This window comes from Bacillus sp. BK450 (genome assembly GCF_004364885.1).
Taxonomy (GTDB): Bacteria; Bacillota; Bacilli; order Bacillales; family Bacillaceae; genus Bacillus; species Bacillus safensis.
In genome coordinates this window covers 204658-216608 of the sequence record NZ_SOBQ01000003.1, presented here as the reverse complement: position 1 = coordinate 216608, position 11951 = coordinate 204658, and the positions used below count along the sequence as shown (strand labels likewise).

13 protein-coding genes are annotated in these 11951 nt (G+C 44.0%); 1 reads left to right on the top strand and 12 read right to left on the bottom strand.

Going from position 1 to position 11951, the window contains the following annotated elements; translation table 11 throughout:
• Positions 1-5: 5 nt before the first annotated feature.
• From EV579_RS11005 to EV579_RS10950, 12 genes are all read right to left on the bottom strand, one after another.
• Positions 6-797, bottom strand: coding sequence for an SDR family oxidoreductase (locus EV579_RS11005; RefSeq protein WP_279586124.1), 792 nt, complete (start codon positions 795-797; stop codon positions 6-8).
• A 104-nt stretch (positions 798-901) separates the two neighbouring features.
• Positions 902-1357 carry a dTDP-4-dehydrorhamnose 3,5-epimerase family protein gene (locus EV579_RS11000; RefSeq protein WP_034281274.1) on the bottom strand — a complete coding sequence of 152 codons (456 nt, stop codon included), beginning with the start codon at positions 1355-1357 and terminating at the stop codon, positions 902-904.
• Positions 1350-2204, bottom strand: coding sequence for a dTDP-4-dehydrorhamnose reductase (gene rfbD / locus EV579_RS10995; protein WP_133744437.1), 855 nt, complete (start codon positions 2202-2204; stop codon positions 1350-1352). Before rfbD ends, EV579_RS11000 begins: the two co-directional genes overlap by 8 nt.
• Positions 2205-2207: 3 nt before the next feature.
• Positions 2208-3173 carry a dTDP-glucose 4,6-dehydratase gene (gene rfbB, locus EV579_RS10990; protein WP_133744436.1) on the bottom strand — a complete coding sequence of 322 codons (966 nt, stop codon included), beginning with the start codon at positions 3171-3173 and terminating at the stop codon, positions 2208-2210.
• On the bottom strand, positions 3170-3910 hold the full coding sequence (locus EV579_RS10985; RefSeq protein ID WP_133744435.1) for a sugar phosphate nucleotidyltransferase: 741 nt from the start codon (positions 3908-3910) through the stop codon (positions 3170-3172). Before EV579_RS10985 ends, rfbB begins: the two co-directional genes overlap by 4 nt.
• 2 nt (positions 3911-3912) lie before the next feature.
• A complete protein-coding gene (locus EV579_RS10980; protein ID WP_133744434.1) occupies positions 3913-4941 on the bottom strand; it encodes a PseG/SpsG family protein in 1029 nt (342 codons plus the stop codon).
• Positions 4938-5678, bottom strand: a complete 741-nt coding sequence (locus EV579_RS10975; RefSeq protein WP_133744433.1) for a cytidylyltransferase domain-containing protein — start codon at positions 5676-5678, stop codon at positions 4938-4940. Before EV579_RS10975 ends, EV579_RS10980 begins: the two co-directional genes overlap by 4 nt.
• On the bottom strand, positions 5668-6792 hold the full coding sequence (locus EV579_RS10970; protein WP_133744432.1) for an N-acetylneuraminate synthase family protein: 1125 nt from the start codon (positions 6790-6792) through the stop codon (positions 5668-5670). Before EV579_RS10970 ends, EV579_RS10975 begins: the two co-directional genes overlap by 11 nt.
• Before the next feature lies 1 nt (position 6793).
• Positions 6794-7669 carry a GNAT family N-acetyltransferase gene (locus tag EV579_RS10965; protein WP_133744431.1) on the bottom strand — a complete coding sequence of 292 codons (876 nt, stop codon included), beginning with the start codon at positions 7667-7669 and terminating at the stop codon, positions 6794-6796.
• A complete protein-coding gene (locus EV579_RS10960) occupies positions 7666-8844 on the bottom strand; it encodes a DegT/DnrJ/EryC1/StrS family aminotransferase (RefSeq protein ID WP_073207815.1) in 1179 nt (392 codons plus the stop codon). The genes EV579_RS10965 and EV579_RS10960 overlap by 4 nt, the downstream gene beginning before the upstream one ends.
• A 21-nt stretch (positions 8845-8865) precedes the next feature.
• Positions 8866-10278, bottom strand: coding sequence for a capsular polysaccharide export protein, LipB/KpsS family (locus tag EV579_RS10955; protein WP_133744430.1), 1413 nt, complete (start codon positions 10276-10278; stop codon positions 8866-8868).
• A 6-nt stretch (positions 10279-10284) separates the two neighbouring features.
• Positions 10285-11055, bottom strand: a complete 771-nt coding sequence (locus EV579_RS10950) for a glycosyltransferase family 2 protein (protein WP_024423812.1) — start codon at positions 11053-11055, stop codon at positions 10285-10287.
• A gap of 184 nt (positions 11056-11239) precedes the next feature.
• Here EV579_RS10950 and EV579_RS10945 point away from each other — a divergent pair, with 184 nt between their 5' ends.
• Positions 11240-11905, top strand: coding sequence for a YIP1 family protein (locus EV579_RS10945; RefSeq protein WP_225315512.1), 666 nt, complete (start codon positions 11240-11242; stop codon positions 11903-11905).
• Positions 11906-11951 lie beyond the last annotated feature (46 nt).

Here is an 11951-nt window from a genome sequence, read left to right as displayed (position 1 = left end):
TGATGCTATATACTTTTCATTGCTCCACCATCGACGGATATTTGTTGTCCTGTAAGATAGGAGGCTTCCTCTGATGCGATAAAAGCGGCCAATGAAGCCATTTCACTCGCTGCCCCCACTCTTTTCATTGGAATTCCTGACGCTACAGCCTGTACAGCTTCTTCCCTCGATAACGCCTGTTTACGCATCATGTTTCCGATAAATTGTTCATACCGATCTGTAGCTATAAATCCCGGGTTTAAACAATTCACTGTGATCCCTGAAGGTGCAAGCTGTGTGGCAGCATTTTTACTAGCATTAATAATCGCTGCATTCATCATACTGTTCGTAAACATTTGGTCACCAGGCTCCTTCCATAGGTTCCCGACAATTTGAATGATCCGGCCATATTCATGTCGTTTCATCATCGCTGCCGCACGCTTCATCGTATCAATGTACGCAATGGCTTTTTGAGAAAATGCTACCATCATCTGCTCGCTGTCACATGAATCAAAGGTATCCGGCTTCCCCCCTGGAATGTTATTAATCAACACATCCAGTCTGCCAAACTCTTTTTCTATTTTCGTAAAAGCCTCAGCCCTCACTCCTTCATCTGACATGTCCCCACAGAAAAGAGCCACCGGCTCCTTTGTTTCTGCCATACGCCCAATGTGCTGCTGCGCTTCTTCTAGTGAGGATTGATTTCTAGAATTGATGATGATCTTTACATTGTCTTGAGCGGCAAGCTTTATGGCGATGGCCTTTCCAATCCCTGTACTTGCTCCTGTTACAAACGCAATTCTTTTAGACAAACTCATCCACATCCCTTTTCTTATCAGCTTCGTACATATACATAAAATGACACATATAGAATGTATTTCAACAAAAAAAGACCTTTCTCCTGCGAAAGGCCCCCCGTTCTCTATTTAAATGTCGTTTCCCAATTAAACCCGATCGTTTCGTCATTCCAGGCGATTCGCTTTTCATCTGGGTTATTCGGGTCATACGATTCTGTTGTGAAATACACAATTTGCAGCGGCGTCTCACCTAGTACACGGTAGCCATGCGCGACACCCTTTGGGATGAGAAGCAGCATCGGATTATCTTCCCCCATATAATACACATCGGTTTGCCCCTTTGTGGGAGAGTCCTCACGCAAATCATATAACACGACCTGTGCATGACCTGCCGGGAAGAACCAAACGTCGTCTTGTTTTTCATGATAATGAAAGGCTTTGATCACGCCTGGAAAGCTTTTCGACCAGGACGCCTGACCAAAGCGTTTCAGCATCGGTTCATCATCTCGAATGAGCTCTGCAAAAAAGCCGCGGTCATCACAATGTTTCATGAGTTTTTTTGTTTGAACACCATCAATCATGCTGTTGCCATCTCCCTTCTTTCTGCAAATATTCGTGAAGTGCATCCTTCCAATGCCTCGGCTGCCAGCCTGTAGCTTCAATCGCTTGAAGATCTAAGACAGAATAGGCTGGACGTGGCGTTTGGAAGCCGTACTCCTCAGTGGAAATCGGCTCAACTGTAGCGGACAGGCCGCTTTTCATCACAATTTCTGACGCAAAATCAAACCAGGAACAGCTTTCTCGATTACTGACATGGTACACGCCTGCCTTCTGATCAAACAAATGAATCAAGGCCTCGGCTGCATCCTTTGTATAAGTAGGAGACCCTATTTGATCGTTCACAATGCGCAAATGATCCTTCGTTTCAGCGAGCCGAAGAATGGTATTCACAAAGTTATGCCCCTCATGTCCGTAGAGCCACGAGGTACGAATGATTTTCACTTCGTCTGACACAAGCTGAATTAATTCCTCACCAAGCTTCTTACTCTTTCCATAAATGGTTTGAGGATCTGCTTGTGCATCGACTTGGTAAGGGGTGTCCGCCTGCCCGTCAAACACATAATCTGTACTGACATGTAACACATCAGCGCCTGCGCGTTTTGCTTCCAGTGCTGTATAGTAAGCGCCAATGCCATTCACAAGATATGCCTTTTCCGTTTCTGTTTCACATTGATCAACAGATGTATAGGCTGCTGCACTGACAACAATATCAGGCTGATAGTGTCTCATCGCATGTCTAACTGCCTGTTGGTCTGTGATATTGAGCATGTTCCTCGTTAAGGCAATGACGGTCATGTCTTTTTCTTTGAGCTGTCTGCTCATTTCTTTCCCTAATTGGCCGCCTGCACCGGTGATTAAAACTTTCATCCGTCACCCTTCTTCGCTTTGATCGTATTTGGTTCGATACCAATTGATCGTTTTTTCGATACCTTCTTCAAATGACGTCTCCTGCGTCCAGCCGAGCTCGCCTTTTAGCTTACTAGCATCAATGGCATACCGTCTGTCATGTCCTTTTCGGTCTTGAATAAACGCAATTTGATCATGACTGATTCCGAGCTGTGATAGAATCGTTTTGGTTAAATCGAGATTTGTTTTCTCATTGCCGCCGCCAATATTGTATACCTGCCCGGCTGTGCCGTTTTCGAGCACCTTCTTCACAGCTCTCGCATGGTCCTCTACATACAGCCAATCGCGAATTTGCCGGCCGTCTCCATAAATCGGGATTTTCTCTCCATTGACTGCTTTTCTAATAATGGTCGGTATTAATTTTTCCTCATGCTGATACGGTCCGTAATTGTTGCTGCATCGTGTAATCATCGCGGGTAATTGGTGAGTGTGGATATAGGATTTCACAAGCAGGTCTGAACTCGCCTTGCTTGCTGAATAAGGATTATTCGGTGAAAGTGGTGTTTGTTCTGTGAAAGCAGGATCATCTGGCTCCAAATCTCCATATACTTCATCTGTTGAAATATGAATGAGCTTTTTCGCCTTCCCTTTTAAGACCGCTTCAAGCATACGATACGTTCCGAGGACATTTGTTTGAATAAAAGGCTCTGCTGATTCAATGCTGCGATCAACATGCGATTCTGCCGCAAAATGAATGATCGCATCATAGACTTCGTCAAATGCTTGATCCAGCTCATGCTGAAGGGTAATATCCCCTTGAATAAACCGAAAATGAGACAACTTTAATAATTCATCCATCTCCTCTGGATGACTGGCATACGTTAATTTATCAAAAACGGTGAGCCGGACATCTGCATCCTGAAGCATCAGCTTCACAAAATTCAGTCCGATAAAACCCGCTCCGCCTGTAATTAAATAAGACTTCGTCATTCGGATCCCTCTTTTTTCTTCATCGTTTCAAACATCTTCGCAGATGCTTGGTGGAGAGATTCATGTGTTCCTGCATCAATCCACCACCCTTTTAACATATCATAGGTCAGCTGGCTATTTGAGATATAGAGATTGTTCACGTCTGTAATCTCTAATTCGCCTCGATCTGACGGCGAGATTCTCTCAATATATTGAAAAACTTCTTGATCATAAAAATAGATGCCCGTGACGCAGTAGGATGAGCGCGGATGCTCCGGCTTTTCCTCTATTGATAGAATCTGTTGACGCGTGGCATCAATTTCTGCAATGCCAAACCGCTTTGGATCTGCCACTTCTTTCAACAGAACCTTGGCTCCACTTTCTTGCTGCTGAAAAGCTTCAACAAAAGGGCTTAGCGAATCCTCAAATACATTGTCACCAAGCATCAGCACAAACTTCTCCTTTTCTACAAAGGGCTTTGCATAGGATAAACCGTCTGATATCCCAGACGCTTCAGGCTGTACCTGATATACGATGTTCATCCCCAGTTCCTGATCGCTTTCAAGCAGCTTTTGAAACAGCGGGATTTGTTCTTCTTGTGATATGACCATCACATCTAAAATCCCTGCTTCCTTCAATTTGAACAATGACCAATAAATCATTGGATATGGACCAACCGGCAATAAATGTTTATTGAAAATCTTCGTTAAAGGCGCCAGTCGTGATCCCTTTCCTCCTGCTAAAATAACTCCCTTCACATCTACACATCCTTATGTTCTTTTTGGTGATGATTCATGAGGTGTATAAGAATGTTTTTCACTCGTTCAGTTCCTTTTCCATCGATGAGTGTCCGTCCATTGAAATGGATGCTCCTGCGGAGGAAATAGCTGCCGGACAGCCTTTCCACAGCACATCGTATATCTTTTTCATCCACAAGTTCACCTAATCCAAGATGACGGCAGGCTCCCTTTTGTGCAAAATGAGCGGCTGTCACTGCTTGGTGGTCGACTTGTGAAAGGACAATACTGGGCACTCCGATACAAACTGCCTCGTATAACGTCATCCCGCCAGCCACTATTGCCAGATCAGCTTCCGAAAGGCGCACAGGTAATTGATCTGTATGACGAATGAATTGAATATGCTCAGCCTCTATTTGTTCTTCAATGCGGGAGGCTTTTCCTGTAACCGCTAAAATGTGTAAGTGGTCTGCTTCGAGGAGTGCTGATACAGCCTTTGATAACAATCCGCGCGGGTCACTGCCCCCAAGGCTGATGACCACCTTTTTGCATTCTTTTCGAACCTCATATTTGTCTTTTAATCGACTTATCTCTTGATCTAACAATAAATAAGGTGTTCCATAAAAATATTCTGTCCCATCTACTTGCATGTGCTTTTCGTCAAGACCGCCATAAATGCCGTTCACGACAGCATCGGCAAGCTGACAGGCTTCTGCTCTTATTTCTTCAAATAAAACCAGCCTTGCAGAGCCGGAGGACGCTTTGATCAATCGAAGAAATTGGAGGTCACAATCAAGTACATCAATCAGCAGAAGATCTGGATTCAGCTCTTTTATGTTCTGCTCCATCTGAAGGAATGCCTTCGACTCCTGCACCAAATGAACGTGCCAATCTGGACCTGAGAGCATTTCTACACAGATCTGTTCATTTGTATAGAAAGATATGTCGTTTCCTTCTTGAAGCAGTTGATTTGCCAGCCGTTTCATTCTGGCGACATGACCCATCCCTCTTAAAAACCCACCGTACACAACAATCATGATTTTCTTGTTCATTCAGCATCCTTCTGTTTCACAAATTGATTCAACCGAACAATATCAGGGTCTTGTTCGCAAATGGTGATGAGTTCAGCCGTAGGCACAGCAATGGAACCGCCAGCTTTCTCTAGTAAACGGGTCGCAAACACATAATCTTCTTCTGTATCAATCGTGAATCGATAAGCAGGATATGCAAGTTCTTTGGGCGGTGTGAATAATTGCAGGTGAAATTGCTCAGGATGCTTTCTGATATAGAGCGTGACATGCTCACGCTCTGGCTGCGTAAGGGGAAAATTGTCGATTTCACTTAAAATCTGTGCGTCGATCATTTCCCCGGAAATACCAAGTGGCGTTCCAGCCGTATACGTGTAATCAGCCTTATCTTGTCTATGTTTTTCAAGCATTTTCGACAAAAGGACTGGATCTATAAATGGGTTATCTCCTGTTAAACGCACAATGGTTTGCGGTTCAAAATGACGGACAATCTGCGCAAATCGCTGCAGTACATCCGTCTCACTGCCACGAAATACTTTATAGCCCTTGGAGAGACAATAATGAGCCAGCAGATCATCTTCTGCCTCAACTGTTGTGGCGATCATGAGATTCTGCGATTTGTGATTGTAATGATCTGATTGCTTTACTCGTTCAACAATCAGGTCGATCAGCGCCATACCGCCGATCGGTTTCATTACCTTTTTTGGCAGCCTTGTTGAGCCCATTCTCGCCTGTATGACAAAAAGGACATCATTGATCATTTGGCGTCTCCTTCATGAGTACATCTTTCCACGAAACCCCTGTATGGGCTGGGATATCTCTGACAGCCTTTGCGCCAAGTAAAACCGCCATATACCTTGGATGCAGACCTTGGCTTTTTTGTCCTGGACGTAACACGGCTAGATTTTCTGCGGTCAATGTCTCGCCTTTCGCAATGCCTTTTGTCGTAAAAATGCCTCGATACGCAAATTCACGAATCTTGCCTTCAATGGCTGTTGTCGTTTTATAAGAACTGCCAAGTAGCTCCTCTGGCACTGAATGAGTGTCAGCTTCTGTTTGATTCCGCTGCTTTTCTGCCGCTCGAATATGCTGAACCATTTCCTTCAATTCTTCAGGATCAAGCGCAAAGGAATGATCAGCCCCAGGTAACGTTTTATCGACTGTAAAATGCTTTTCAATGATTGCTGCCCCAAGCTTCACAGCAGCTACAGGAGCTTCAGTTGGATGCTCACTATGATCAGAAAAGCCAATGACTGCCTCAGGAAATGCCGCAGCTAAAGTTTGAAGTACACGCAGGTTCGTGTAAGCTCTAGGTGCTGGATACTTTGCTACGCAATGCATGATAGCGATCTGCTGATTTTGCTCGCTTGTAATCGCCTCGTATGCTTCATGGACATCCGAAATGGTTGCCCCGGCTGTTGAGAATATGATGGGCTTTTGAAAAGATGCCGTGTGACGCATAAGAGGCAGATGATTGATTTCATAGGATGCCAGCTTGAAAGCCGGCGGATCGGTTTGATTCAATAGATCCGCAGATTCTTCGTCACACACTGTGCTTAAAAATATCAGCCCTTTTTCCGCGCAACGTGACAATAACACCGGGAGCCATTCTGACGGCAGCTCCATTTGTTCCACTAAAGAAAAAATAGACACCTCTTCCCCCTTGGCTGTTTCGTACAAACCCGGTTCCTTTTGATACATCCGATCAGCTTGAAACATTTGAAACTTCACCGCATCGGCACCTGCTTCTTTAGCCACATCAATTAAAGCAAGCGCCTGATCCAGCTTTCCATCATGGTTAATGCCTGCCTCTGCAATGATAAAGACAGGCGCACCACCCCCTACTTTGCGATCTCCGATATAGAAATGCGCCATCTTACCTCTCTCCTTTTTTCGGCCACACATGGTAATACAAGAAGGCATTTTTTGTTCTAAAGCCTAGCTTTTCGTACAGCTGAATCGCTGTTGTATTATGCATCTGAGTTCCGGCAGACATAAACCGATGCCCTCTCTCATAAGAGGCTTTTATTATCGCCATCACGAGCTTTTTTCCGATCCCTTTTCCTTGTGCATCCGGTCTAATGGACAATAAATCAAGCACTAGTTCATCGCCCTTTGTTACACCTTGGATCAATCCAATGACTTCACCGTTCACCTTTGCCGTGAGATTGATATCTGCACGTCCAAGCAAATTATTTCTCATCCATTCTTGAAAAAAATGCTGGACGACATTCTGATCTAGAAAAGGATCAAGTGCATACCGGCTTTTCCCAAAAGCCTGATGAGCAAGTGACACCGCCTCATCGTATTCCTTTTCATCTGGCAGACTGATGACCACATCTTCACCTGTTGATGGCATTTCCATTTGAACAGGCGGCGCCTCAAGACGAGTGAGCCCGCCTACATAGTACACATGTGACAGCCTTTGGACGATGCGGTTTTTTTCAAGATCAGACGCTTCAAGACGTAAAAAGAAAAAATCGCATTTTTCAGTTCTCATCCAATTGATGAAACGCTCCATCAATTCTTGAAAAGCAGACGCTGACTCCGCTTCTACAAACTTCACATGAAAAATATGCTGATCAAAAATGCCGCTTTCCCATTTTGACCATTCATATAACAGGACTGCTTTGAGCTGGGCGCCATTAACAAGAGCAAACTGCTTGAAGCCGTTCATTTGTTCCGCTTGTTGACCGTATTTCTCCAGCCAAGCAGCGAGCACCTGATCATCTACAGCATGAACGACCTTCATGATGATGCCCTCTGTTCTTTTAAAATAGACAACACCGCTGTGATAACATCCTGCACATCTTCATCTTTCATACTTGGATAGAGCGGCAGTGAGAGCGTCTGCTTGTAGTATGCGAGTGACTCAGGGAAATCCTCTGGTGAATAGTGATATGTTTCCTGATAGTATGGATGCAAGTGAACAGGGATAAAGTGAACACTCGTGCCGATTTTATATTCCTTTTGCAGCTGATCAATCAGTTCATCCCGCGTGATGAATGCTTCTTTTGGATTCACTTGCAGTACATACAAATGCCATGCATGTCTTCCTTCTTGATGCACAGGCGGCAGGATCAGACCCGCTTCTTTTTGAAAAGCCTGATTGTATGCTTTTGCAATCTGTTCTCTCCGTGCCTGCATGTCATCCAGACGGTTTAGCTGAACAAGCCCTAACGATGCCTGCACGTCAAACATGTTCATTTTATAGCCTGGTTCCTCGACCTCGTAATACCACGTTCCTTTTTCTCCATAACGATTCCACGCTCCCTTGCTCATCCCATGGAGCGCTAGTCTTCTAATCCGAGCAGCAAGCGCATCATCATTTGTTGTCAGCATGCCGCCTTCACCAGTCGCTAGGTTTTTCGTTGCATAAAAGCTAAAAGCGGTCGCATCACCAATGGATCCAACGGGCTGACCGTGGTACGTTGTGTAAAGAGCATGGGCAGCATCTTCAAGTACAAATAGATCATACTTTTTGGCAATCGCTAAAATTCGGTCCATATCGCACGATTGACCGGCAAAGTGAACAGGAACAATCGCTTTTGTATGTGGTGTAATGGCCGCTTCTATTTTCTCTGCATCCAGGTTGAGTGTCGCTGGATCAATATCGACAAATACAGGCGCTGCCCCCGTATGGATAATCGTATTAGCTGTTGCGCAGAATGTCAGAGGGGTTGTAATCACCTCATCCCCAGTCCCAATCCCTCTTGCCTTTAAGGCTAAAAATAAAGCAGCCGTACATGAATTGACAGCGATCGCATGTTTTGCACCTGTCAGCTGCTGAAATTCTTCCTCAAACTGTCTTACTTTTGGTCCAGTTGACAGCCAGCCGGACTTTAATGTTCCAATGACTTCATCAATTTCCTCCTGCTCAATGAAAGGCAGAGCATAAGGAAGAAATTGTGCTCTCTTTTTTCCCATATCGCTTGCACACCCCTATCTTCATCTCTGAAAATCCACACCAGTTTTTGTTTTGAGCAGAGAAAGCAGAACATCGATAGATCGCGCATGCGGATAATGCTGTTTAATGAACTGTGCTCCTTGCTGCTTTGCCAGTTTCATCTCTTGTTCATCCGACAAAATACGAATGGCTTTCTCAGCTAGTTCAACAGGGTTTTCCATATGATAGCTGCCAAGCGACTCGTAATATGGGTATCTTCTGCCTTCTGTCATTTTCCCGATCAGCACACTCTTTTCAAAAAGCATCGCTTCAAGACCAACTGTGGATGTGAGCGTAATCACGATATCCACATATGGCAGCAGGTCATACAGATCAATTTCTTTTTTAATCAATTTCACATGATTTCCCGCTCGTTCAATAGACACATAGTCATTTAATCGATTTCGAGCAATTTCCCAAGGATGCGGCTTCATGATCAGCTGAATGTCTTTCCGTTTGGCGATCGTTTTAAGAACATCGCCATAAAAGGCTTCAGAAAACGGCTGCGTTGCCACAAGCACAGTCTTTTTAGCCGGACTGAAATTCAATTTACGAAAAATGAGATCCTGTTGAAGCGGCGTTCGCTCCTTCACCAAATCAAACCTCGGATGACCTGTGATTTCCACCTGTTCCGGCTGACAGCCTTTGTCTACATACCAATCCTTTTCATACTTTCCAAACACCCCATGGCAAGTCGTAAAAATCGGTAAAAAGGCTTCGTCTCCCATAAGCGCGCCATGCTGAAGACAGATACTCGTAAGCTGGCGTTTCACTGTTTGCAAAGCGAGTACGCGGCTGTAGACATCCTCTGTCGTTCCAACAATAACAGCTGCAATCGGCTGCATTTGAAATAGCATTTCTATCTGGTCAATGACATCAATAAATTGCACAATGTCCTTTCGCAGTTTTTCTCTAAAAAAGACATTGCCAAAGACAGGGTGGTGAGCGTAAGGTTTAAGAAGAGCATTTGCTTTTTCAATATATTCAGCGTGGGCTTCTTTATTAACCTCTCCGGCTAATTCCGGCTTACTGATCACGGGTAATCCGTAATAATCCGCCTTCTTCCAGCGAGCGAGCACCACCGTTTGGTTTGGATGGAACCGCGTGTAATTTTGTTCCGTAAAACGCAGGTGTTCAAAGTGAAGCAATACCTTTCCATTCGCCGGACGATAATCAATACGCTTGATCTGCTGTTTATGCTGATCAAAAAATGGCTGAATCTCTTCCGGTAATGGACAAGCGGTTGTCAGTTCTTGACCGAATGCCTCATCTTCCATGCGTTCCCTCACTTCAGGACTGATATATTGATAAAAATTACTGATCAGCCCAAGAGGAATTTGCTTGTAGGACAAATCCTTCATCAGATTCACATACTCAAAATACACCTGCCAATAATGATGAATATAGTGCGTCACTTCAGGTCACCTCCCATGTCTTTGTTTTAATATACTGCGAAGCTCCCAGCAGGTGGACTGCTCGGGAAGTGCTTGAATAAAGGCACTTTTCTCTTCTTCTGCCAGCTGATAATGAATGGACTGTTCTGTAATGTAATTTGTATCTAATATTTCATCAAAGGGATAGAACGGATAAAAATGATTTAACCGGAAAAAGAAACGGGCATCCCCTATTCGATAAAAATGCGGACTCTCGTCCCAGTAAGACCCAAATTCCTCATGAATTTTTGATAAAATGGATGTACGATGCACGACCGAGCAATGATCTATGGCGCAGGGGGCATTCCATTGCACTGTTTGCGCCGGCCGAATCGTTTCCTTCACTGGCTCTTTTTTGCTATTTAAATAGATCACTTTAGAACTAGAATAGACAATATCCTTACCTGGATGGGCATCTAGATAATGAGTGAGCTTCTCTAAACGGTCCGGGGCGTAGACATTGTCATCTGTGGCATAGGAAATATACTCCCCTTTTGCCAGTTCTAATGCTTGATTAATCAGCACGGCGTAGCGAGTTTTCGCTGTTCTCTCTTCCAGCGTTTTGACACCGCTTTGGATAAAATGAACGCGGGGATCTTTGCGAAACGGTTCAATAGCAGCAAGGGTTTTTTCGTTTGATCCATCATCCATGATAAAAAGTTCAAAGTCTGACAGCGTCTGCTGCAGGACCGCTTCAATCGATCTGCCGACGTAAGCCGCCTTGTTGTAGCTCGTCATAATGACAGTTACTTTTGTCAAAGTTTTCACCTCGGTCTCTTTCAAACTATGTTTATCATATGTGTCTCCTCTTAAAGAGACTGTAGAGTGACCTATTTTTTATAAAATTGTATTTTTTTATTGATCTATCTTTGAAAAATGCGAACTTTTTGGTAATATAAGTAATCATTTGTGTGTATTAAAGGAGTAAAGAACATTGGAAGCTATGAAGAATGATCACTCCCAAGAAGAGGAAGTAAAAGGATTTTTTCGATTTTTTAAAATTTTCGTCGCGACAAAAACGATTATTCGCTCATATCAACATTCCAATATTCCCATTTGGCTGATGATGCTCCTTGCAAGTATCGCCGGTACGGGCTGGATCTACGAAGGGTATTTTAGCGAGTATATGGGCAATCATATTCCATTCCCTTTTATTCTGTTACAAGGAGCGGGATATGGTATTTTGGCAGGCAATATGATTCTATTTTTCGGTGTCCTCATCATCAAGTGGTTAGGACGTCTCTTTTTCGGCTGTCAAACGGCGTATCGAGATATACTCAAAGCCTGCACACTGACGGTCTTTTTCCCTTCTGCTTTATTTTCACTTACTTGGATTTTCACTGTTGGGATGCTAGGTCCGTATACGTTTGTTAAAATCTCACCATATTTAGATCAGCATTATGAAGTATGGTATTATCTCGATCTTTTACCTCTTACGGAAGCATATGCAAAGACGTGGATATTGGGAATGGCTGTTTTAGGAATTGTCGCTGTGATGAAGCTCAGATTATGGCAATCCTTCATCATTGTGATTACACCGCTCGCCGCGTTTTTTCTCATCATGACACTTTTATTTGATATTCAGCACGCTATAAACTGGATCATGTAAAAAGGACGAGTACCGATAGAATACGAGGGATTGTCTTCACGCTGAG

Bases quoted from the DNA above. Each gene is read 5' to 3' on its own strand.
- EV579_RS11005 (WP_279586124.1), bottom strand. From the start codon at position 797: ATGAGTTTGTCTAAAAGAATTGCGTTTGTAACAGGAGCAAGTACAGGG.
- EV579_RS11000 (WP_034281274.1), bottom strand. From the start codon at position 1,357: ATGATTGATGGTGTTCAAACAAAAAAACTCATGAAACATTGTGATGAC.
- rfbD (WP_133744437.1), bottom strand. From the start codon at position 2,204: ATGAAAGTTTTAATCACCGGTGCAGGCGGCCAATTAGGGAAAGAAATG.
- rfbB (WP_133744436.1), bottom strand. From the start codon at position 3,173: ATGACGAAGTCTTATTTAATTACAGGCGGAGCGGGTTTTATCGGACTG.
- EV579_RS10980 (WP_133744434.1), bottom strand. From the start codon at position 4,941: ATGAACAAGAAAATCATGATTGTTGTGTACGGTGGGTTTTTAAGAGGG.
- EV579_RS10975 (WP_133744433.1), bottom strand. From the start codon at position 5,678: ATGATCAATGATGTCCTTTTTGTCATACAGGCGAGAATGGGCTCAACA.
- EV579_RS10970 (WP_133744432.1), bottom strand. From the start codon at position 6,792: ATGGCGCATTTCTATATCGGAGATCGCAAAGTAGGGGGTGGTGCGCCT.
- EV579_RS10965 (WP_133744431.1), bottom strand. From the start codon at position 7,669: ATGAAGGTCGTTCATGCTGTAGATGATCAGGTGCTCGCTGCTTGGCTG.
- EV579_RS10960 (WP_073207815.1), bottom strand. From the start codon at position 8,844: ATGGGAAAAAAGAGAGCACAATTTCTTCCTTATGCTCTGCCTTTCATT.
- EV579_RS10945 (WP_225315512.1), top strand. From the start codon at position 11,240: ATGAAGAATGATCACTCCCAAGAAGAGGAAGTAAAAGGATTTTTTCGA.